Source organism: Desulfovibrio inopinatus DSM 10711, assembly GCF_000429305.1.
GTDB lineage: Bacteria > Desulfobacterota > Desulfovibrionia > Desulfovibrionales > Desulfovibrionaceae > Alteridesulfovibrio > Alteridesulfovibrio inopinatus.
In genome coordinates, this window is record NZ_AUBP01000001.1 from 440,297 (window position 1) to 463,376 (window position 23,080).

Below are 23,080 nucleotides of genomic sequence, written 5' to 3' on the forward strand. Positions count from 1 at the left end.
AAGAATCCAAGAGATGTACATGAACGTGCAACGCTGTTGAACACGGTCAGACTGAGAGGAAAGGATGTTTCGAAGTGCTATCGGTCATGCAGAAGGTATTGACACCACTATCGTTGTCAGACGTGCTCTTGATCAACTATCGGAAGCTCTTGAGGGGGCGACTCCCCAGGCGCTTATTGTATTTGCCTGTAGTGAATTTGACCACAACGTGATGATCAAGGCGATTGCCGATGCCTATCCTCATACGCCATTATCTGGAGGCACGACTCTGGGGGAATTCAGCACAGGGCTCGGCATCAGTGATGATTCTATTCTGATAACAGCATTGGTTTCTGATACCATTGGTTTTGCTTCTGGTCGTGTGGATGACGTGCGAACGGACCCGAAGTCTGCCATTCAAATGGAATGGGATAAGGCCGTGTCTTCTTTGGGAGGAGCGCCCAAAATTTGTCTGGTTTTTCCGGAAACCCATGTGAACCCCATTGGCCCCGTACTTCGCGTGCTTTTTGACATTGTCAATGCAGAGGACAATTGTATGCTTGTCGGTGGATTAGTTGGAACCGACACCAGTAGTGACCGAACTCCTGTTCAGTTTCATGAATCCGGTTCGCTCTCCGGTGGATTGACCTTCATGCTTATTGGTGGACCTGTAACCACATATAGTGTGGCATGTCAGAATTGGCATGAAATTGGTCGTCAAGGGATCGTGACGGAGGCGAAGGGAACGACGATCCTTCGCATCGATCATCTACCAGCCGCGGACTTTTACCGTGAGCATCTTGGTCCCCAAGCACCGCCGTTGCAGGAATTTCCACTCAGTATCAAGGAGCGCAACCAGGACGACGCATTCATCCGCGGTGTCGTGGCTATTGATGAGAGTTCCGGAGCTCTCATCGTGAGTGATGACGTCTCCATTGGTGCCGTGGTGCGCATGACAAAGGTCAAGCCGCAATTTCTCTTGGAGGGGGTACATGATCAGTTTCGGAAAATTCCTCCGGAGGTAGTGAAACGGTCGGCGATTGCGTTGTCGTTTTCTTGTGGGGCTCGTCGATGGTTGCTTGGTACGCAAGCCATCAATGAACTGAGAACGATGAAGCACGCATTGCCATGTTATGTTCCTATCGTTGGTTTTTATAGTTACGGGGAGGTTGGTCCTATTGGCCAGGGACGCCCAAGCGCGTTGCATAACCATACTTTGGTGACGGTTTTTCTTGCGGAAGAAGATGCTACACCTCTTTGTCAGTCGCATGCAGTCTGTCAGCAGCATAAAAAGAAGCGTCAACCATCACTTGCAGGGCTTAAACATGAGAATGAATTCCTTGCGCGCAAGCTCGCTCGTGTAAAGTTTAATTTAAAAAGCATGGAGGAGAATCGCGCGGCTTGGCTTGCACTTATGATGAATCTCCTGACTGGTCTGCGCAAGAGTGAGGAGAAATATCGGCGTATTGTTGAAACATGTACGGAAGGCTTTCTTCTCTTAGGGAAAGACTCTCGGATTGAGTATGCAAATGCATCCTGGTTACGTCTTACCGGCTATTCCAAAGAAGAAGTGATCGGTTCTATGCCATCGATGTATACACCGGATGGCGAAATTGGTTGCATTTCGAGTGAGTTGAATGAATCGACAGGATACTGGCGTCGTGAAACCTCTTTGGTACATAAAAGTGGGCATTTCATTCCGGTGCTTATTACTGCCAATGTGCTTACTGGGGATTCCGGTGATCTCATGGGGTATTTCCTTTTTGTGACGGATTTGACGGAATCCAAAAAGGCATTGCTCTTGGCGGGACAGTTTCAGCGAAGTCTGTTTCCTTCGGAAGCACCCAATATCCCCGGACTGGAATTGGCAGGGCGCTCGGAACCCTGCGATGAAGTCGGGGGAGATTATTTTGATTACATCAGCAATGCAGAAGGGCCCTGCGCACTGGTTGTTGCGGATGTCTCCGGACACGGTGTCGATGCCTCACTTTTGATGAGTTCGGTTCGAACGTATTTGCGTAGTCATCCGAGTGATAAAGACAGTTTGGGGACAATAATCTCCAGCCTGAATGCCCAACTTGCTCAGGATGTTTCGCAGACAGGACGTTTTGTGACACTGTTTCATCTTCTGGCGGATTCTCGTTCCGGTGACCTTGTTTGGGTGCGGGCAGGGCACGACCCGGCCTGGGTGTATGACCCGGCGGCGGACACATTCTCATTACTTGAAGGCGTTGGGCTTCCTTTGGGAGTCTTGGACGATACTCGCTATATAGCCAACCTTCTGGAAAACAGGCCTAAGAATGCGATCATCGTTATCGGGACAGATGGCATATGGGAGTCAAACAATATTCACGGCGAAATGTTTGGGAAAGAACGGTTTTTAAGTGTTATCCGCGAAAATGCTGTCCAGGATGCCCGGACAATTCGAGATGGTGTCTTTGAAGCTGTTCGTGAATTTTCTCGCGGTGTCCGCGTCAGTGACGATATGACTCTGGTGGTGGCAAAGTTTCACGACGAAGGATGAGTGAAAATTTTGTTTTTCCGAGAGCACCTTCTTTCAGGAGAGATTTTTTTCCTCCTTTGCCGATTAAATTGACACAATCCGTGATCGCGATGCGTTGTGAATATGTTTTCGGGATGATTCCGTCTTCAGAAGCTTTCCGTTTTCTTGTTTGATCGACAATTCCAGACATCTTCCAGTCGTTTTTGCTGTTTCTTCCAGACAATGGACGAGATACGAAAAAGTAATAGGTTGTATTCGTTTTCTTTTTTCGTTGGCACGATTCTTCCTAAAGAGATGGAGCTCTTTCATTCCAACGAGGAGGATATACAATGAAAGTTTTGAAATATGCGTTAGTTGTTTGTTTTGCGTTAACTATGAGTGCCAATACCAGCTGGGCCTCGTTGCTCAAGTTTGATCTTTCCGACATTACTGTTAATGAATTTTTTGGAATCACTGGTTACTACACCTCGGGGGTTCTGACCCTCGATATGAGTATCTTGGAACAGAATAAAATAGAAATATCTGATAATAAAACTGGCTACATGGGTGATGCCAGCATGCTGAATGCTATCAAAATTCGATTTGGTGGAAAGACGATTAAAGATATTGGTGACTCTATTGCTTCGCCTGGGTGGACCGTTTTTACGACAGATTCCGATAGCCAAGCATCAGATATATCTTATCTGAAAATATTTGGTCCTAGCGATGTTCCATTTCATTTGTACTATAGTGGTAAAGATAGCTCTTTGTTAAGTGTAAATGACACAGTTGGTTCTTTGTCCGCTAATGTATCAAGTGTCTCTGCAGTACCACTGCCAGCTGGAGTCTGGTTGTTTGGAAGTGCTATGCTTGGGCTTGTGTCTATTCGGCGGAAAGTTGTGTAAATTTGATTGTCATATCATATAATACATCACTATCATTCTGTTTAGCAAGGGGTAGCATGTTGATCGTGTTACCTCTTTTGTGTTTGTATATTTCAATGGTATGTAAATACTCTATTTAAAGAATTATCCTTATTAAATTCTTTTATAGGGATGTTCTCAGTTATTCCCTGAGTCTTGTTACAAAAATGTAATGCAATTGACATATCAAGATACAAAGTTTATTTTTGTCAAAAATATATTTTTATCTGTTTTATAAATTTTTTTGCTTTGAAATTTGTGTCATCCTCTGGAGCAAAACAATGTTCAATGCCCTTATTGTTGATGATGATCCGTTTTTTCTCGACTATACAGCAAATGTATTAGCTGATTGCGGATATAAGAGTATAAAATCGAAACGATTGGACGAAGGTATTCGAGAAGCGCGAACGGGGGGATTTGATATCATCTTTCTTGATGTGAATTTGCCCGACGGGAACGGTCTCCATCGTATTGCTGAGTTCAAGGTTGGCGAGCCATCCGCTGAAGTTGTTATCATTACCGGTGACGGAACAATGGATGGTGCCGAGGCCGCTCTAAAGAATGGAGCCTGGGACTATATCCAAAAACCAGCCACGGCCAACTCCATTCGGCTTCTTATCAAACGTGCCCAGCAATTCCGAAATGCCCGCATTATGGCGGTGAATCAGCGCAAGAACCTCAAGCGTGACTCCATAATTGGTGATAGTCCCGCATTGCGTGCATGTCTAAGTAAGTTGAATCAGGCCGCCAAGAGTTCCGGTAGCCTTTTGATTACCGGGGAAACAGGCACGGGAAAGGAGTTGTTCGCCAAAGCAGCTCACGATAACAGCTCTAGATCAAGCAATAATTTCATCGTTGTTGATTGTACCTGTATTCCGAAAACATTAGCAGAGAGTCTGTTGTTTGGTCATAAAAAAGGCTCATACACTGATGCCAAGGAAGATAGGGAAGGCTTGTTTGCTCTCGCGGATGGTGGGACGTTGTTTTTGGATGAAATTGGCGATTTACCGCTTGAAGTTCAAAAAACATTGCTGCGCGTCTTACAAGAACGACGATTTCGTTGTATTGGATCACAACGGGAACGATCAAGTGATTTCAGGCTTATTGCAGCCACAAATCGTGATCTCGCGACGATGGTTGAGGAAAAACGATTTCGGAAAGATCTCTACTTTCGGCTACAAACTCTCATGATTGAGCTTCCTCCCTTGCGCGAGAGACAAAATGATATTGAACAAATTGCGGCATTTTATATTCCGCGTATTTGTGAAGACCACAATATTGGGCCGAAAACAATGTCAAATGATTTTCTCGAGGCACTTCACTGCTATGATTGGCCCGGTAATATCCGTGAATTCATTAACACATTGTATACAGCGGTGAGTAACGCTTTTGAGGAAAAACAACTCCATCCTTATCATCTTCCGCTTGATATTCGCGTTAATCTTGTTCAATCAAAGCTTGGCGCCAGTGAACAGGATTTAGAGAAAACCGTTTCAGATGAATTCATTGCATCAGAGCTTGAATCGTTTGAAACGTTTCCCACATACAAACAAATGCGAGAAACAACTATAGAGCGTACAGAGCACGTATATTTTAAACTCTTGCTTAAGAAATGCAATAATGACCTCGTAAAAGCTTGTTCATATTCAGGGCTGTCTCGTGCACGTATCTATGAAATTCTAAAAAAACATCAAATAGATAGAAAATCAATTTAAGATGGATGCTTCGTACTCTTCCGCTCAGTTGGCAGCTTGGAACCGCAGCTGCAAATCATCTCCAGCAAAAAAAAATCATGCGATCTTGTCACTACGAGATCAAACTATTCGTGACAACATTGCATCATTTTGCCGTCACGCAGGATTTGTCGTCAAAACTCTCGATTCATTCGAGGGCTTCAAACAACTACCTCACTGTTCCCATGTGTATTTTGTCGACGAGAAGACGCTCCGTGACTTCGAAGAAGCAGGAAAACATGCTTTATGTGATTGTTATATTGTTCTTGTCCTAAATAAAAATGATGTCTTGCATTCCACGGTGCCTAAGTGGGTTGCCGATATCCTTCAAGCTCCTGTTGATGCAGGCGAAGGGCAATCTTTTTGGAGACGTCTTGCCCTTCGAGACGTTTCCTATGCTGATCTCATAGCAACTTTGCCTTTGTCTGAGCCTTGTCCAGAAACCTCGGAATCCGTTGTTTCTCCACGTGCGCAGGAGATTGTTGATTCCTCTTCTGATTTTGCGGCGTTGATGCATTTTGATCGGCTTGTTTATTTGAATGCATCGTGTCGAACTCTTCTTGGACATGTTGTGGAAAATAATTCATCTGTTTCATTAGATAGTATACTCAGTCACAAGCAAAAGCATTTAGTCTTGCGTGAGTTTGTGAATGCACGCAAAAAGAACAGAATGTCAGGATTCCTTGATGTGGAAGTTGTAGATAGAAATAGCAAACGCTGTTCTTTGGATGTGCATTGGCAAAAACTTGAATATGATGGAGGGCTTATACTCTTTCATGCTCGTGATGTTTCTTTGGAACGCATGGCATTTGAATCTTTAGTTGATTCAGAAGAAAAGTTTCGTAGTATAGCTCATAATGCACCAATTGGTTTGTATCAGTGTCTTCCAAATGGAAAGTGTTTGTACGTGAATAAGTCAATGGCAAAAATGAATGGATTTACGTCATCAAATGATTTGTTGTTGTCGTCTCCACGTTGGCAACCGCATTGTTTTCGTGATGTCTCTCAAAAAGATTTATTCTTTCAAAAGATAGAAAATTCCGGTTATGTTTATAACTTTGAAGCCCAAACAACAGATTCAGGAGGGAGAACCGTTTGGACAACACGAAATGTGCATTCTGTTTGTCGTCTCAATGGAGAAGTTCAGTATTATGAAGGTTTTGTAAGCGATATCTTTCACTTGAAAGAGCTCGAACGATGTATAAAGAAGAGTAGAGATACAATACGGAGCCTTATTGATGCAAGCTATGAGCTTATTATTCTCATGACTCCACAAGGAGATATTGTTGCATGTAATAAGTCAGCTGCTCGTCGACTGAAAAGTTCTCCTCAAAATGTTATTGGGAAAAATATTTATAAAATTTTACTTCCGCATATTGCATCTCTTTTTAAAGAAAAAATGAATAAGGCTATGCAGAACGGTTATAGAAATATATTTTTTGCAAAGCTGAAGTATCGTACTTTTAAAGTGACAATGGCTCCTGTTCATCAAGAAGGTGAGCGTGCTATTATCGGATGTTATTGCAATGATGTGACTGCGTATGATTCTCTTACAAAGAAATTCATAACATCAATCAGCAAGTATACAATGCTTTTTGAAAATGCTGGAGATGTCATTTTTATTCTTGATAAAAACTATAATTTTCTCGACTTGAATCCTTCAGCATGTGAACTTCTTGGATTTACGAGTAAAGATCTCGTTGGGACTCCCTTTAGCCTCGTTACACGATCAGATTACAATTCAATTTTTAATGCCTCTAAATCAAATAAAATCAATGGTGAAGCTTCTTCGATTCGAATTGAAATACTCACTGCTGAGAGTGAGGTGATTCCTTTTGAAATCAACTGCAAATGTGTCAGTATTGAGGAAACCGTCTGTTTTATGTGCATAGGACGTGATATGCGTCCGTGGGATAATGCACAAGCTGCTCTTCTCAAAGCCAAAGAAGCGGCGGAATCTGCAAACAAGGCAAAAAGTGATTTTCTTTCCAATATCAGCCATGAGCTGAGAACTCCCCTCAGCTCGATTATGGGATTGATTGAAATTTTACTGAATGACAATCCCAAAGAAGAGCAAATCCAGCATCTTAATAATGTTAAACACGCATCACGAGTTCTTTTTCAGCTCATCAATGGGATATTAGACACTGCACAAATAGAAGCTCGAACATTCCATTTGAAGGAAGAGCTGGTTGATCTTCATCAAACTATTGAATCTGTATATAACGCACTCTGTGTCAAAGAAATAAGTAATGAGATAGAGTTTTCGTATTTCATTGATAGCGCTGTGCCGCGGCATTGTCTTTCTGATTCCATGCGTCTGAACCAACTTCTGTATAATTTGTGCGGGAATGCATTGAAGTTCACGATAGAAGGTTCTGTCCATATTGCAGCACATATGTTCGATATGAAGAGCATTCCAATCGATGCCGTTGCTGTTTCTGTCCCGATGGAGTCGCTTTCAAAAGAAGATGACTCTATGCAGATCCTTTTTACCATTCAAGACACAGGTATTGGAATTTCTCCTCAAGATATTCTGCGAATTTTCGATAAATTTACACGTCTTGAAGATTCTCATAAGCGGGCGATTCCCGGAAGCGGGCTTGGGTTGGCTATTTGTCAAGGTATTATATCCCGCATGTCTGGACGCATATGGGTGAAAAGTGCTCCCGACGTTGGCACGACTATTTATGTGCAAATTCCGCTTCAACGAACTCAAAATAGCGATATCCCGTTAACCGACTCTCCGCCAAGTGTTTCAACGATAATACATCCCCTTTCTATTCTTTTAGCTGAAGACAATCCTATCAACCTGGATATGTTGAAGCTGATTCTTGAGCGGAACGGGCATCAGATTGTCACAGCGAGTAATGGTTTTGAAGTTCTTTCCGCCGTCAAGCGAAACGATTTTGATCTTATTCTTATGGATATTTATATGCCGCAGATGGATGGTTTGGAGGCATCTCGCACATTACGTCGAGATACTGATACCAAGACCGCTTCAATTCCAATTGTTGCGTTGACCGCTCATGCCATGCCTGGGTTCGATAAACGATGCCAAGAAGCAGGCATCAATGCATATTTGTCAAAACCGATTGCGATCGATCAACTCATGAAGACAATCGTGGATGTTGTACAAGGCGAGAGTATCATTTTTCAGGATGAACCGTCTCGAAGTGTTATTGATATAAAGTATCTTGTTGCTTTGACAGGAGGCAGTGACTCTATGGTCAGACGTATATGTCAAAGCTATCTGACACATGAGGGTGAATATATCAGCGCGGCTGACGCAGCAATTGCAAATTATGATATTAATGAGCTGAAGCGTGTTGCGCATTCATTGAAGTCGTCTCTTTCGGCGCTAGGTGCACAACATGGTAAGGATATTGCTCTTCAAGTTGAAGAACTGGCCCGTGACGGCGATTTGTCAGGAGCAATCGATCAATTTTTAGAGCTACGCAAGGAAATGGCTCATGTCGCCGCTGCTATTCGCAGATATATTCAACAGCCCCTACCTCATTAAGCTGTCCACGTTTTTCGTACTGTTTCCTGGTTCAAACGGTGAGAATGTCATTTCCTTTCGGACATGCGTATCCTGTTAAGGAAGATTTTTATGTAACATTTTAAAATACAAAATTTTTTTCTTTGGCATGTTTTTTTCAGAGAAGGAGGTATTTAAATACGTACAGCCCTCAGGGAGAGCCTCATGCACGCTCCAAATTCTGCTTTGCAAAATGCGCAATCCAAGTCGACATCTCTTTCACGCCTCTTTAGAAACAAGGTTCTTTTGTTTGCGTTGGCAGTGCCAATGTGTGTTCTTGTCGGTTCGGGAGCTGCCTTTGGCCTTACAGCCATATTTTCGCCTGATGATGCTCTAAAAGGTGCAGAGCTTGCGCGAAAATTCCTCATCGATGGTTTTCAGACATCCTCCTCCGACGAATCTCCAATAGCCCCCTTTCATATTGGGGGCTACAGAACTGGGATGGATGCGTTTTCCATGGCCTTGTCTCCATCTGCTGGGCAGTCTCTTTCGAGCCAGGCAGATAAATTAAATGCATTGATAGCACAGAATTCCCGAAATGGTGGAGGTTTTTTTTCTTCTTCCTCAGACTGGACAAATCACGGTTTGTTAGACCCCACACTCAGTTTGGCGAGTCGCAATCAACAAAATTCTCCAGCGAGAAGCATTTATTCTGGAGGGGGGAGTAGCGCAGGGGGAGGCTCTACAGGGAACAATACGAATGACGTGGATACCTCATACTTTGACGATTTAAATTTGTTTGATTCTGAGCCGGTGACAAATGATATTGAAATTACAGATCAAGAGACAGAAACACCGGATACAAGCCCCGTCCCTTTGCCGGGGAGCTTTTTATTGACACTCTTCCCTCTTTTGGGGGGATGTCTGCTTGCTAAGTTTCAAAGGTGTATTGCTCCTTCGTCACATTCGTCAAAAAACACCATGTAATTTCGGCGAATTGTTCGAATTCGAGAGAATTACCACAATGAAAGCAGTCGTGCCTTCACCAAAGGGGGGGGCACGACTGCTTTTGTAGCATGATCATATCGTCATTTTTTTAAAGATTCTGCATGATTGTTGAAGGACGTATGAGACGTGCTTCGTCAAGATGTATCAGTGGATGGATTCTGAAGAAAGAACATTGCAATACTCGAACATTGATCTCATGGTGTACATATTCGGTTTACATCATGCGCGACTTCTTTGTATGTATATCGTAATGGATATAAAATTGTAGAGTCGTGGTATCTCGTAGAGAAAAATGAAACCGGAAAAATTGTTGAAATATTCTCTAGTGATTAAGAAATGAAGCCCAAAAATATTCAAAATCTGCATCTGAGATATTGTGTGAGTTGAAACGGAATCCAGTGTATTTTCCTTTTATTCCTGGATATTCAATGTCAGTTCGGACAGCCGTTGCTTCTACCCGGAATATTGTCTTTTTCTTTTGATTATAGAGCGTCGCTAATACATTTGTTTGAAGGCTAAATGCAACATCGGAAATCACCCCCATTCCTGTCCGGCTAATATTGTTTGTTACTGCACGTTGAGTGTCAGAATGCGCTCCACCTGGTTGAAGAACAAGGGGGATTTGTACTGAGAATCTGGGGTGGTGCCGAAGATCGTTGGCTCTGACGCAGACACGGTTACGGCCAAGTTGTTTTGCTCGATACAGCGCCAGGTCCGCATCATGAAAGATATTTTCCCAGTATAAGTATGAGGATTTACATGTTGCTACACCAATGCTTAAAGTCAGCTTCCCTTTTTTAAACTGATGCTTTTCTACGGCTTTCCGCAAACGTTCAGCAACAAATAATACGGCATCAGGTTCGGTATTGGGGCATATTAAAACAAATTCATCTCCTCCGTAACGAACGAGCCTGTCAATGCGTCGACAACGAGATTGTAAAATATCAGCTGTTTCTTTTAAAACCTCGTCCCCTTCGTGATGACCAAAGTTGTCATTATATTCTTTGAAATGATCAATGTCTGCAATAATTAAAGAATAAGGCTTTCCTGATCGTCGACTTCTCTCGACTTCTCTGTTGATCTCCTCTTTAAGAAATCGTCTATTGCCGCATCCTGTTAATTCGTCTTTTATTGATCCCTCTTGAAGATGACGAAGTTGATTCATTGAAATAATGGCAGGGTGTATAACGAGTTGATGGATATTGGTACAATAATCACAGACGGCAACGACTGGACCAACTTCGCGGCCTAATTTCTTGCATAAAAATTTTCGATGTTTGATAATTCGCTCTGTGATCTCTTGTATTTGTTGTTCTTCATATCTGTCTTCGAGCATAAGTGAAACTAAAGCAAGCTCGTCATACTTTTCAAATGTATTGCTATCGATATGTGTATTGGGAATTATCATACGGTATTTCCACTCGTTATGAATTGCATTTGAATCTGAGTTTATTTCAGGTGTTGTGAAATCATATCACTATTGATCGAGTTGTGCTCATAATTCAAGTGAATAAGAAAGATTTGTGCCAATTTTAAATATTTATTTAAATCAGTGTGTTGTTTTAAGGTTTAAGACGTATTTTCCATGAAATAAATCAAAAATAACACAAAATCATAGCTCCAAAGCAGACAATTTCCAGGAATATTGGAATACGTTTTGCTTCTGCAATGTCCATGTTCTCTGGAACAACCGGACGGCGTCCAAAAATATATGCTATTTTCTTATGAAAAGAACAGAATAGAGACATCATATCGTCTATATGCTGTGTTTTAATATAATGAAATATAATGATATTTTTGAATTGGCATATAACTTTCATTTTCTAAAAAAGTTCCAGGTCCGTATGAATCAGCACTCACATTCTGTCACTTGAAGCAAAAGGTTGCACCGATGGAACACGTTTATCTAGAGAAACGAAGGCATCAGCGATTTGAAACATCCATTCCCGCTCTTGTTCATACAAAAAGGAAAACGCTTTCGAGTAAAATCAGCCGCTATGACTCTGCGCAAATTATTAATATCTCGCTAAGCGGGGCTCTTGTTTCTATACCTTTAAAGAAGGAGAACGCATTTGCATTTCATGCCGACGAATTCGTTTTGATGTTTGATGATCCGAAAAATACAAATGGCACCAACAATATCTGGTGTCGCCCCTGCCGGATTGATCGTAATGATACCACACTTTTTGTAGGTATCGAATTTTGTCAAGTATTTCAGTGTGATTGGATTCCAGAAGAATATGTGAATTAGAATAGACGTCTGGAAAAATCTGATGACACTACTTTTTCCAGAAAAAGAAGACGTCATGAGCAAGAAGAAGACGGTTCTGTCGCTCTCTTTCGGAAAATATTAATAATGAGGAATGTGTAAATACTATAACATTCTGTAATATATAACATTAAAAAGAATGGCCCGTTTCTTTCTTACTGCACAATACTGCGCACCGTGCACAGAAAAACTGATTGAGCTGAATACTGATTACATTACACGAGAGCGGGAGGGAACTGTGCAGTATCACTTAAAAAGAATACTTGTTTTGGGGGTTTTCACGTTCTTTATCGGAATTGTCGCAAACCCAGCCCTCGTTTGTGCCAAAACAGCTCCTAACACGGACTTTCATCTTGGTGGGGGAGATGTTTTGGAAGTATCCGTTTGGAATGATGAAGCGCTTAATCGAGAAGTTCTTGTTCGGCCAGACGGATATATATCCTTCCCTCTGATTGGCGATGTCGTTGCAAAAGGACGAACCATCGAAGATGTTCGTGCTGAGATTGAAAAACGCATTCGAGAGTTTATTCCTGATACCACAGTTACTGTCATGCTGCTTAAGCTGACAAGCCCTCAAGTATATGTTGTTGGAAAAGTAAATTCCCCTGGAATGTATCTTATGCAAGGCCCAACGCGCGTTATGCAAGCCCTCGCCTGGGCTGGAGGTCCAACAGCGTATGCGTCTCAATCATCCATACGGATTTTGCGCTCCGAAAATGGTGCGCAAGAAGTGTTTCGGTTTGATTATGACGATGTCAAAAGTGGCGATGATTTAGAACAGAATATACTGCTGCATCCCGGCGACACGATTGTTGTCCCATAAGATGTGACCCATGCCGCAAGAGTTTCACATCATGCGTTTTTTAAATATACAAGCGCGATACCTGACAATGTTGTTTGTGCTGGTCTGTTTTTTTCCAGATGCAGGCTATGCGATAAGCTGGAGAATTACTCCAGCTCTATCCGCACGGCAAACGTATGATAACAACGTCTTTTTACGTGATATTCAAGATTTTGAAACGCGACTCTCTCCATCGGTGGAATTGCTTCTTGAAGATGAACGGTACTCGATAAAAGCTTTAGCTGCCGCTAATATATATCTTTATGCTCGGTATGCCGATTATAATAGGATAAATCAAAATTATGAGTTCTCGTCTTCATACAACGCAACAGAGCGATTGACTGTTGGACTTGATGGAAGTTTAATTTTTGACAATACGTTTGATTATTACCTCAGTGATTCAGGTATTCCAACGAGTAAAATTGGACGTAGAGAGATTACAATCAATCCCAATGCGCGATACGCCGTAACAGAACGAGATGTCATCTCTTTCACCGTTGCTGGCACATTTATCGATTACGATTCAGATACCTATACCAATTCTTCTGGCGTCCGAGGAGGGTTTTCGTGGGTTCATGCATTTTCAGAGATTCTCCGAGGGTCCCTTAATCTTCAGACAGACGCGACGTCGTTGCATTCTCGATATGATCATGGTGAGCGCTATCTTGGGAATGCCATGTTAGGAGTTGAATGGGATATCTCCGAACGGCTTACAGTTTCGGCCATGGGGGGTGTCATTGGGACTCAGACGTTTTTTGAAGAAGCGGGTGATTCCTCAACGGTCCAGTTTGGTGGGGCTGCGGAGTTGGAATATAAGCCAACGCAAACAACATCGCTTACTGTAGGACTGGATCGGGGCGTGACACAAGGTGTCCGCGGAGAGCTTATCAGCCGTAATCGGGCAAGATTGAATGTAAACTGGAAAATATCGGAACGACTGAACGCTGGTATTTCTTGTAATATATATGACTCAATTTCAGATTATCGCTCTGGTGTTGATACAACACGTTTGTCTTACAATATTTCTCCAAAGTTGACGTACTACTTTGATGAAGATTTCTTCGTTCAAGTTGGCTACAGCCGCTATGAGACTTGGAATTATACGACAGATAGCAATAAGTCGAGAGATCAAGTGTACGTTGAATTCTCTGTGGCAAATCCATTTGGAAAATAACGGATTTAACATCCAAGGTGCACTCGATGGAACAGCAAGCTGATTTTCAAGATTATATTCAAGCTTTTAAAAGGCGAAGACTTGCTTTTATTATTCCATTCGTCATTGTCTTTGCCATATCTGTTGTTGTGACTTTTCTTTTACCATCCATTTATAAGTCTTCGGCAGTCATTCTCATTGAAGCGCAAGAGATTCCGCAGGAAATGGTACGGAGTACTGTAACTGGTTATATTGAAGAACGGTTGCAAACAATTTCTAAAATTGTCCTTAGCCGAAAAAATCTCCTTGATATTGTCAATAAATATAAGTTGTACCCGGATCTGCGACAAACCGGTACAACTGAAGATGTTCTTGACGAAGTGCGTTCGAACATTTCCATGGAGTCGATTCAAGCAGAAGTTATGAACCCGACGTCAGGTCGTTCTTCCGAAGCGACGATCGCCTTCTCGCTTTCTTTTGAGGGCAAGAATCCTCAAGTCGTCAGTAATGTCGCGAATACACTCACTTCGCTATATCTTGAGGAAAACCTCAAGGCACGCCAAGAGAAAGCCGGAACAACTTACGATTTTCTTGAGCAGCAAGTTGAGACGCTGAAACGCGAGATGGAAGATACTGAGTCCAAAGTTGCTGCATTTAAAGAGAAGAACCTCCACTCTCTTCCAGAGCTTATGGAAGTGAATCTCAATACGCTGCAACGATTGGAAAAAGATGTCAGCGACAAGCGCACCCAATTGATTAACCTTCAAGATCGGCTTGTGTATCTTCAAGGACAGTTGGCTGCAATTTCTCCTTACCAATACATCTCGACACAGGGTTCTTCTCGCATGTCTTCTCCAACAGAAGAACTGGATATGCTTCGTCGACAGTATATTACGTTGAAATCTCGTCTATCGGACAAACATCCGGATGTCATCAGGCTTCAAAATCAGTTGCGTGCAATGGAGGCGACATACGGTGGACGTTCAGGCCTAGCTTCGGTGTCGAGTGAGCTTGACGCCAAGCGGATGCAATTAACTGAAGCTCAACAAAAGTATAGCGATAAGCATCCTGATGTCATTGCCTTAAAAAAAGAAGTTCACGCTATGGAAGACCAGCTTGGTGAATTCTCTAAATACCAATCGTATGCCAAGCAATCCGGCTCTGTAAGTAACCCCAGTTACATCAATATTCAGTCGCAGGTCAAAGCGGCGGAACTTGATATTGAGAAGACGAAAGCCAGCATTGCAGACTCTGAAGCGAAAATGGAAGATTATCAACGACGCGTTGAAGAAACTCCACGTGTTGAACAAGAATATAAATCGCTTCTTCGTGACTACGATACTGCTCGGGCAAAATATGCTGAAACTGCAAGTCGATTACAGGTGGCGAAAGAAGCGAAAGGCCTTGAAGAGCAACAAATGGGCGAACAATTTACAGTTGTTGACTCTCCGGCCATTCCTGAAAAACCTGAAAAACCGAATCGTATTGTCCTGCTTTTGATTGGATTCGTTTTGGCATGTGGTGCGGGGGTTGGTGTGGGGACAATGGCGGAGTTTATGGATAAGTCCATTCATAACCCGGAGGAAATTTCCACCCTCTCAGCCGTTCCAGTTCTTTCGTCTGTTCCATATCTTGTAACACTTCAAGATCTGCGTATGCGAACGAGAAAACGCATTGCTATGATGAGCAGTGTTGCTGCTGTGCTCATTGTGATGGTTGCCACGGTTCACTTCGCTTATCAGCCCATTGATATTCTTTGGGGTATAGCCGTTCAGCGATTCCAGACCTTTTTTTAAAATCAACCACGCACCGTGTAGAAGGATTTGGTTTAATAATGAGCAAAATCGCCAAAGCGCTTGAGAAAGCCAAAGCAACACAAGGAATGTCTCCACTCCAGGAAGAGGTGCATCACGGGCACACTTCTTCTCGGTTGTCTCGTGGAGAAGAGGCGTCAACAGCTGGATTTTCCACTCCGCATCCGCAGTATTCCATGACTCGAGTTCGGAAGCTGAACAACGCCACATTAGAGCAAAATCGCATCCTGACACCAGACTCAAGTCAAGCCGTTAAAGATGCGTATGATCTTTTGCGAACGCAAATTTTGCATCGAACTAAAGAAAAGGGTTGGAATACCCTGATGGTGACGAGTGCGGTTTCTGGAGAAGGAAAAACAATAACTGCTCTCAACCTTGCGTTAAGCATGGCACGCCAAGCCGATCAAACGGCTTTGTTAGTCGATGCAAATCTTCGATCACCAGCCGTAACGGGCTATCTTGGACTGGAATCGGAAAGTATGGGGCTGTCAGATTATCTGCTTCAGGATGATGTTATTGTCCCTGATTTGCTCATTAACCCGGATGTCGAAAAATTTGTTGTCTTGCCTGCTGGGCGTCCGTTATCCGGTTCAACTGATGTCCTCGGTACACCGCGCATGCGTCATCTTGTTGGTGATCTCAAGAACAGATATCCAGACCGATACGTTATTTACGACTGTCCGCATATCCTCAGCATGCCGGATTCTCTCGTTTTTGCATCGTATGTCGATGCCATTCTTGTCGTGGTTGAAGCCAACTCTACCTCTCGTCACCATATTGAGTCTGCTATGAAGCAGCTTGAAGGACGAAATATTGTTGGTACGGTCATAAACAAAATTGAAATCGCCGCTTAGGAGTCATCAAGCTCATGTACGAAGCCTTTTACGGTTTCAAGGGCAAGCCATTCAGTATAGTGCCCAATCCGGCTTTCCTCTACCCAAGTGAAAAGCACCAGCTCGCCATGAGCTACCTTGAATACGGTTTGGCCGAATCCAGTGGCATTATTATTTTGACAGGCGAAGTTGGGACGGGAAAAACGACGCTTATTCGTTATCTTTCCGGAAAGCTTCCGGGAAATTTTCATATTGCAACAATTTTCAATACCAACCTGACTGACGATGATCTGCTGCGGAGTATCCTCATTGAATTTGAACTTACTCCGAATGGGTCAAGTAAAGCTGGGTATCTTGATCAACTCAATGCCTTCTTGATTGAAACATTCAGTAGAAACGAACGATGCTTGCTTGTTATCGACGAAGCACAAAATTTGACCCATTCGGCTTTGGAAGAAGTGCGAATGTTGTCGAATCTTCAGACGGAACATACGGCGCTTATTCAGATTTGCCTGGTCGGGCAACCCGAGTTGAAACAACGTCTGCAACATCCAAGTTTAAGCCAACTCGTCCAGCGTGTCACGGCGAGTTACCATCTCAAGCCGCTCTCACGTGATGAGGTGCATGCATATATTCAGCACCGTCTCACTGCCGTTGAATCGCCCATCGAAGATCTGTTCACCGATGATGCCATTGATCTTATTTCGGAAACAGCCGGAGGCGTACCAAGGTCGATCAATATTCTGTGTGATGCGGCGCTGGTGTATGGCTACGCTGATGAGTTGGACTCCATTAGTGTCGACATCGTTCGCCAGGTCGTTACCGATAAAAAAGAAGATGGTCTGTTTACACAGCATGCCTCGGATTCGATTGGTAATACTGAAGAACAATGTGCATCGGTCAACGCATCATCGGAGACACTTCGTCATGATCTTGAGTCACGTCTCCATTCGCTTGAGCTTCGTGTAGAAAAACTTGCAGGTCTCATGGAGTGGCAAGCGGCTGAACTTGAGAAAAAGCATGATGGAGCAAAAGATGTTGTGGTGAAAAAACTTGAAATGCTTTTGCGCGAAGAACGTAAAAAGAATGAAGCTCTTCTTGTTCGGTGTGCGAGGTTTCAACATGAGATAAATGGGAGAAGTGCTCAGCAACATCTTGCTGAAGCGAGTGGTTCGATAAGCAAGAATCAAAATGAAAAGACATCACAAAAAAGGCGTCGATGGTTCTTTTTCTTTTAATAAAATATTTCAATGATTGCTGTGCTTGTATGCTGCTAAATATAACAATAAACACGTTTTATCACATGGAATTGTAGAGATTGTATGTGCTGTTGATGCGGACTCTTCGGTTGTTTGATGTTTCAGTTTGTATTGGTGTGTCTGTTGTGATTGTGTAAGTATAATTTTTTTAAATATGAGTGTTGTTCTGTGACGTCATTGAAGATGATTCGTATTGTGCATATTATACTATGATATAGTTGTTCGTCATATAGTAGATAGAACATATATACTGTCTTTGTCTTCTTGCGTTAATGGGTGATGTTGGGGCAGATGACCTTGGGGAGCATTGATTATGTCAGACAATACTCATGGGGATGTAACAACGCTCCATCAAATGAACTCGACGTCAACGCCTAAACGGCATCGCTCTGTGCGATCGCAAACGCTTTTACTCGGAGCCGCCAACAGTGTGGTGACCCTCATGCGCTTTTGTACACCCATGGCGATGGTTCGTCTGTTGGATCAAGAGGCATTTGGTGTCTATAGGCTCTTTTGGCTCTTTGGCATAACAGCAGTCATGATAGCTCCTCTCGGTATCCCTCGCAGTCTGCTGTATATTATTCCGCGAAGTGATCAAAATAAACGCAATTATTTTATTTACCAAACACTGTTTTTGGTCGGGTTGTTGGCTCTTTTGGCAACGCTGGTCGCGATACCTGGAAGCCCGTTCGTAAAACCTGAGCTCGCAAATGGTACTCAAGGGTATCTCCTGCCGGTGTTTATTTTTTGTTGGGTCATATCTCAACTTCTTGATTTTCTTCCCACTGCAGAAAATCGAGTAGGCATTCAGTCTGCAATCATTACTGGCTCTGAGTTTCTACGCCAAGTGCTTCTCGTGGGGACCGCGTTTGTAACGAGGAGTTTCGTTGATACCCTGATTGCCTTGACGATTTTTTCCATCTTGAAAACGCTGTTTCTGATTGGGTATGTGTATTTTCGTTTTGGCCTCCCAACTGCATGGCTCAATTGGGCTGACTTGAAAGAGCAGGTCTCTTTTGGCGTGCCTATGGGCGTTATATACATGCTGAATAATCTTGGAAAAAATGCTGAACAGTGGTTGGCAGCGTTGTTATTTACAACACAAGATTATGCCATATTTGTTGTCGGTGCTGTTAATATTCCTGTTTTGACAATGCTTCGGCAAACGTTAACGCAGGTGACCCTTCCAAAGATGAGCAAGGCGCATTTCAATAAAGATTATAAACGTGTATTGTACCTTGCACAGAGTGCAAATTTTGCTGTCGCAATAGCTTATTTCCCAATTATAATGTATTTATTGTGTTTTGCTCATTCAATTGTTGAGATCGCATTTACAGATAAATATATACAATCAACCCAGATACTCCAAGTCTATTTGTTGATTTACGGGCGAAGAGCTCTTGATATGAAAAATATCCTCATGCTCTATAAACAACAAAAATTTCTCCTGCGTGTAAATATTATTCTTGTCGTCCTTTCGATTGCTATAAGCCTTTTTGCCTCATTGTTGTTTGGAATAGTGGGAATTGCAATGGGGTCTGTCATTGCTGCATATATTCAGGTCGTTATTGTCTATCGACGCGTCTCCCAGTGTGTAGGGGTTCCCATCTCCAAGCTCCAAGATTGGAAAGGTTTTCTCTTTGCTTTTGTGAGTGCTGCTTTAGCCGCAGGAGGAGGGATGTGGGTCGTTGAGTTTTTTGCATTGGAGCAGCCACTTGTCCGGATTGGGGTGAGTTTCGTCATCGTCCTTGCGCTTTACCCGCTTCTTCTTATGGCGAGCGGTTATGGATGGGTATTCAAGGTTCTCTTGGGAAAAGGAGCTTGGCGAAATGCCGAAACAACATAAAACCAACTCTAAAGCGCTCTTTCCAACACGCCCACTTTTTATCTCGGCGTCAGGGCGTGGAGGATCAACGTGGGTTTTGGATGCGCTGGCGGAGGCAAATAATCTGAGTACGGTTTTCGAGCCGTTACACCCCATTCGTGTTCCCGGTGCAGCTCAGTATGCATTCCGATACATACCGGATGACGCTGATCCCGAAGAGCTTAAGGCATTTCTCGATCTCGCAATGAATGGGGATGTCAACAGACTGTGGACACATTGTCGCGTCAACTTGGAGCACCTCTGGCATGGAATTGGTATATTCACATCTCCTGCGAAACTGAAAAATCAATACAGAAAACATAAAAATATAGTTCGAAATTATGTGCATTACGGTCGAAAACGCCCCGGTCCACAGCTTGTGAAGTTTATTCGAGCCAATCTCATGGTTGGGTGGCTGCATCGAGCGTATAGTGCTCCGGTTATTGTACTTCTCCGGCATCCAGGTGCAGTCGTGGAATCAAAAAATCGCCTTTCGTCGTGGTCGCCCACGGAGGTATTAGAACAGTTTCGTCGGGACGAGGCTCTGTGGAATGATTATCTTGCGCCACTCGACCTCCCGCCATTCGACACCTTGGACAGAATTCGTGGTTTTGCCATGCAGTGGTGCATTGAAACACTTGTGGCGTTACGGCAAGCTTCACGTTTTGGACTTGAGGTCATTTATTACGAAAAACTCGTGATCTCTCCAGAAGACGAATGGCGTCGAGCTATAAATGCATTGGGTCTTTCTCATCCGCCTCAACACGCTTTCACACATCGTCCCTCGCAACAAGCATCTCTTGAATCGCAAAATGTGAACTTTGATCATACCTTTCTTTCTCGTTGGCGTACGAAGCTTTCAACCCCTGAATGTCATGCCATTCAGGATATGATCGAACGATTTCATATTTCAGAGTACCACGTGGATTCTCCTTTCCCCCAAGACGGCAATGACGTCGTTCATGACACCCAGTCAAACAGAGTAAGCGTATGAATTTAAGTGAAGGTCAGGTTATTCAGCTGCTTATTGCTATGGGTGGTGGGCTTTTTCTCTTTGTTCTTGCACAAATGGGGTTTGATCGATTTCTGTATCAATTTCTCATTGTTATGATTCCATTTCAAATTATTGATAGCCGCTATGGTTCGTTGAATGTTGCCATTGCGTATACGGTGGCGCTGAGTTGCTTTCTCAAGCGAAGAAAAAAGCTGCTACCACGGCCGGAGCTTAAACCAATTTATTTGGTCATTGTGTTTGTCATCATGGCGTATGCAATATCATTCATTGCCAATCCACGACCATTTACAATGTTAAAGCTCACGTATTTAATTGGTATTGGTTCGAACCTGGCTATGGCCTATCTTGTGTTTATTTTTACCCAGACAGAAGAAGACCTTCATCTCTTCTATCGTCTGATTATTCTCTGTAATGTGTTTGTTGTCGCATACTGCGTGTTGCAAATTATAGCTGGCTTCACGCGTATTGTTCCGTTTGGAATTCAAGAATTTGCATTTTCACACAATAGAACAAATTTAGGAATGGGAGAGGAAGAACGTCGTCTTATGGGGCCTTTTTCCGGACCAGGAGTGATGGCTGAGTATCTCGTCGTTATGATATATATGCTGCTGTATTATCGAGTTACAACAAAACACTATCCTCGACTTATTCCTGTACTCATCTTCTTAAATCTCTGCATTTTGATCGGAACAGGCAACCGCGGTGGAATATTTGTCTTAATCGGAGGGTTTGTATTATTTGTATGGGCTTTTCGACAATATCTTCCTCTTAAACGGGTTGTTTTTATTGGAGGGATCGGTTTAGCTTTTGTCACTGTTGCGAGTGTAGTCATGCTGACGTTCACTCAATTCAATGTATTATATGATCGATTAGCAAAAACTGAAATGCACGGTGCAGTTCCAGATACCCGAGCATGTTGGCCTCAGTATATTGACGAAGGTTTCAATCTTGGACCACTTGTTGGGACAGGCATCCGGTTGGTTCTTCCTGGTGATTTAATAGACTCAGAAGGGAAGAAACAGCTTCCTCCCAGAGGAGCTCTCATTCGTGGGTATCCTCATAGCCTCTACATCTATTTGTTTTATACGCTCGGTCTATTGGGGCTATGTGTCTATGCTTTGCTTTACGGGACGATCTTTCTTGTATTTTTCAATGCAGCAAGGCGAACATATTCCCCTGATCATTTTCTTTCTGGTGTTCACAAGCTCGGTATGATTATGCTTGTTATTATAGCTGTGGATCAGTTCAAAATCGAAATGTTGCGACATAATTATGTCGATTTCCAGCATTTTGTCGTTGTCGTCCTGTGCTTTTTTCTCTCATCCATCGCGATACAAAACGAAGAACAAATACAATTTTCTTCATGCATTGGTACGGAGCTCGTGAGCTATGCGAGAAAGAACTGATTATTTAAAAGGAATTGCTATTCTTGCTGTAATGCTTGGGCATTGGTTTGGTTTTTATTTCAAGGGAGATGATAATTTTATTGGTGGAAATGGATTCGTCTCAATATTTTTCTTTTTGTCAGGATATGGCCTTTACTACTCGCTTGGAAAAATATTTCCAGATCGGCAGATTCATCCCAAAGGAATTTTTCAATTTTATATAAAAAGAATTAATCGTCTCTATCCATTGTATTGGTTGGTCTTTGCATTTCGTTTCGCAACTTCCAGTACATTTCGAGGAAGTGCTTCTTTTTTGACGTTTTTAGCTTTAGATTTCACGTCACCTGTATTTCTTTGGTTCATTCCTGCTATTGTGCAATGCTATATTATTTCTCCCCTTTTATTTTCTGTGACAAGGCGATATTCCTTTGTCTCTGCGTTGTTAGGGAGCTTTCTTGTTGTGGTCATATTGAATTTTATTGCACCAATAGTACATATTCCGTCTGTTCGAGTTTGGTATTATAGAGACGTGTTCCTCGGACATATTTTTTTGTTTTGTTTAGGAATGTTTTTTGCTTCCTCTGTGAAACAAGGACGTGAGTTTCGAGTCATCGGGCATCCATTTCTTTGGGGATTTTTGTTGATTGCTTCAATTGTACTCCAGCGGGTATTGGGGCCACTTGACCAAGTATACCCATCGCTTGTTGACCTGCTTTTTCCTCTTGCTGCTTCATTTTTTTGTATCTCGCTCATGCAGTCATCGTGTTCTTTGCCCTTGGTTAAGCTCCTTACGCCTTTGGGAATGTCATCATATGGTCTTTATCTCTTGCACCCCGTGCTTTTTCATAAAATCCATGAGGTAGTCGGTATGCCAACAGTAGAAAGTCTCATTATGTTGTCGTTATTCCCATTTTTTGTTTTCTTCTCAAAAAAGATTGAAGAGCTTGTACAATTTGAACAAGTGCTAAGACTCAAGGATATTGTTTTTAATCGATTACATATCAATAAAGCGTAATGATTAATATGTAGGTTTGCTTGTAA

16 protein-coding genes are annotated in these 23,080 nt (G+C 42.7%); 15 read left to right on the forward strand and 1 reads right to left on the reverse strand.

From position 1 onward, the window contains the following. Positions 1–64: 64 nt before the first annotated feature. The 5 genes from G451_RS32120 to G451_RS0101970 all read left to right on the forward strand — a co-directional run bounded on the left by G451_RS32120 (position 65) and on the right by G451_RS0101970 (position 9,585). The gene (locus G451_RS32120) at positions 65–2,503 is read left to right on the forward strand and encodes a SpoIIE family protein phosphatase (RefSeq protein ID WP_051261024.1); all 2,439 of its coding nucleotides are present in this window, start codon (positions 65–67) and stop codon (positions 2,501–2,503) included. Between the two features lie 308 nt (positions 2,504–2,811). Beyond that, the gene (locus G451_RS0101955; RefSeq protein ID WP_027182949.1) at positions 2,812–3,366 is read left to right on the forward strand and encodes a VPLPA-CTERM sorting domain-containing protein; all 555 of its coding nucleotides are present in this window, start codon (positions 2,812–2,814) and stop codon (positions 3,364–3,366) included. A 299-nt stretch (positions 3,367–3,665) separates the two neighbouring features. Further along, complete coding sequence (locus tag G451_RS0101960; protein WP_027182950.1) at positions 3,666–5,099, forward strand: sigma-54-dependent transcriptional regulator; 1,434 nt, start codon at positions 3,666–3,668, stop codon at positions 5,097–5,099. Between the two features lies 1 nt (position 5,100). Further along, complete coding sequence (locus G451_RS0101965; protein WP_027182951.1) at positions 5,101–8,640, forward strand: PAS domain-containing hybrid sensor histidine kinase/response regulator; 3,540 nt, start codon at positions 5,101–5,103, stop codon at positions 8,638–8,640. A gap of 183 nt (positions 8,641–8,823) precedes the next feature. After that, complete coding sequence (locus tag G451_RS0101970; RefSeq protein WP_027182952.1) at positions 8,824–9,585, forward strand: hypothetical protein; 762 nt, start codon at positions 8,824–8,826, stop codon at positions 9,583–9,585. A gap of 343 nt (positions 9,586–9,928) precedes the next feature. Here the strand turns inward: G451_RS0101970 and G451_RS32125 are convergent, their stop codons facing one another. Next, positions 9,929–11,014, reverse strand: a complete 1,086-nt coding sequence (locus G451_RS32125) for a diguanylate cyclase (protein WP_051261025.1) — start codon at positions 11,012–11,014, stop codon at positions 9,929–9,931. A gap of 483 nt (positions 11,015–11,497) precedes the next feature. Here G451_RS32125 and G451_RS0101985 point away from each other — a divergent pair, with 483 nt between their 5' ends. From G451_RS0101985 to G451_RS0102035, 10 genes are all read left to right on the forward strand, one after another. Continuing rightward, entirely contained in the window at positions 11,498–11,857 is a 360-nt protein-coding gene (locus tag G451_RS0101985; RefSeq protein WP_027182954.1) for a PilZ domain-containing protein, read from the forward strand. A gap of 256 nt (positions 11,858–12,113) precedes the next feature. After that, a complete protein-coding gene (locus G451_RS0101995; RefSeq protein WP_027182955.1) occupies positions 12,114–12,698 on the forward strand; it encodes a polysaccharide biosynthesis/export family protein in 585 nt (194 codons plus the stop codon). A gap of 10 nt (positions 12,699–12,708) precedes the next feature. Then, positions 12,709–13,890, forward strand: coding sequence for a porin family protein (locus G451_RS0102000; RefSeq protein ID WP_156921473.1), 1,182 nt, complete (start codon positions 12,709–12,711; stop codon positions 13,888–13,890). A gap of 26 nt (positions 13,891–13,916) precedes the next feature. Next, positions 13,917–15,665, forward strand: a complete 1,749-nt coding sequence (locus G451_RS0102005; RefSeq protein WP_027182957.1) for a GumC family protein — start codon at positions 13,917–13,919, stop codon at positions 15,663–15,665. A 38-nt stretch (positions 15,666–15,703) separates the two neighbouring features. Then, a complete protein-coding gene (locus G451_RS0102010) occupies positions 15,704–16,537 on the forward strand; it encodes an AAA family ATPase (RefSeq protein ID WP_027182958.1) in 834 nt (277 codons plus the stop codon). Positions 16,538–16,551: 14 nt separating this feature from the next. Further along, positions 16,552–17,754, forward strand: a complete 1,203-nt coding sequence (locus G451_RS26990) for an XrtA/PEP-CTERM system-associated ATPase (RefSeq protein ID WP_051261026.1) — start codon at positions 16,552–16,554, stop codon at positions 17,752–17,754. Positions 17,755–18,130: 376 nt separating this feature from the next. After that, positions 18,131–19,621 carry a lipopolysaccharide biosynthesis protein gene (locus G451_RS0102020; protein ID WP_342663743.1) on the forward strand — a complete coding sequence of 497 codons (1,491 nt, stop codon included), beginning with the start codon at positions 18,131–18,133 and terminating at the stop codon, positions 19,619–19,621. Then, the gene (locus G451_RS0102025; RefSeq protein WP_027182960.1) at positions 19,605–20,633 is read left to right on the forward strand and encodes a hypothetical protein; all 1,029 of its coding nucleotides are present in this window, start codon (positions 19,605–19,607) and stop codon (positions 20,631–20,633) included. The genes G451_RS0102020 and G451_RS0102025 overlap by 17 nt, the downstream gene beginning before the upstream one ends. Further along, positions 20,630–22,060, forward strand: a complete 1,431-nt coding sequence (locus G451_RS0102030) for an O-antigen ligase family protein (RefSeq protein WP_027182961.1) — start codon at positions 20,630–20,632, stop codon at positions 22,058–22,060. The genes G451_RS0102025 and G451_RS0102030 overlap by 4 nt, the downstream gene beginning before the upstream one ends. Next, entirely contained in the window at positions 22,044–23,054 is a 1,011-nt protein-coding gene (locus G451_RS0102035) for an acyltransferase family protein (RefSeq protein WP_027182962.1), read from the forward strand. The genes G451_RS0102030 and G451_RS0102035 overlap by 17 nt, the downstream gene beginning before the upstream one ends. Positions 23,055–23,080 lie beyond the last annotated feature (26 nt).

What these genes read in the sequence shown, in the direction of transcription:
- G451_RS32120 (WP_051261024.1), top strand. Translation starts at nt 65, where the DNA reads ATGTTTCGAAGTGCTATCGGTCATGCAGAAGGTATTGACACCACTATC.
- G451_RS0101955 (WP_027182949.1), top strand. Translation starts at nt 2,812, where the DNA reads ATGAAAGTTTTGAAATATGCGTTAGTTGTTTGTTTTGCGTTAACTATG.
- G451_RS0101960 (WP_027182950.1), top strand. Translation starts at nt 3,666, where the DNA reads ATGTTCAATGCCCTTATTGTTGATGATGATCCGTTTTTTCTCGACTAT.
- G451_RS0101965 (WP_027182951.1), top strand. Translation starts at nt 5,101, where the DNA reads ATGGATGCTTCGTACTCTTCCGCTCAGTTGGCAGCTTGGAACCGCAGC.
- G451_RS0101970 (WP_027182952.1), top strand. Translation starts at nt 8,824, where the DNA reads ATGCACGCTCCAAATTCTGCTTTGCAAAATGCGCAATCCAAGTCGACA.
- G451_RS32125 (WP_051261025.1), bottom strand. Translation starts at nt 11,014, where the DNA reads ATGATAATTCCCAATACACATATCGATAGCAATACATTTGAAAAGTAT.
- G451_RS0101985 (WP_027182954.1), top strand. Translation starts at nt 11,498, where the DNA reads ATGGAACACGTTTATCTAGAGAAACGAAGGCATCAGCGATTTGAAACA.
- G451_RS0102000 (WP_156921473.1), top strand. Translation starts at nt 12,709, where the DNA reads ATGCCGCAAGAGTTTCACATCATGCGTTTTTTAAATATACAAGCGCGA.
- G451_RS0102005 (WP_027182957.1), top strand. Translation starts at nt 13,917, where the DNA reads ATGGAACAGCAAGCTGATTTTCAAGATTATATTCAAGCTTTTAAAAGG.
- G451_RS0102010 (WP_027182958.1), top strand. Translation starts at nt 15,704, where the DNA reads ATGAGCAAAATCGCCAAAGCGCTTGAGAAAGCCAAAGCAACACAAGGA.
- G451_RS26990 (WP_051261026.1), top strand. Translation starts at nt 16,552, where the DNA reads ATGTACGAAGCCTTTTACGGTTTCAAGGGCAAGCCATTCAGTATAGTG.
- G451_RS0102020 (WP_342663743.1), top strand. Translation starts at nt 18,131, where the DNA reads ATGAACTCGACGTCAACGCCTAAACGGCATCGCTCTGTGCGATCGCAA.
- G451_RS0102025 (WP_027182960.1), top strand. Translation starts at nt 19,605, where the DNA reads ATGCCGAAACAACATAAAACCAACTCTAAAGCGCTCTTTCCAACACGC.
- G451_RS0102030 (WP_027182961.1), top strand. Translation starts at nt 20,630, where the DNA reads ATGAATTTAAGTGAAGGTCAGGTTATTCAGCTGCTTATTGCTATGGGT.
- G451_RS0102035 (WP_027182962.1), top strand. Translation starts at nt 22,044, where the DNA reads ATGCGAGAAAGAACTGATTATTTAAAAGGAATTGCTATTCTTGCTGTA.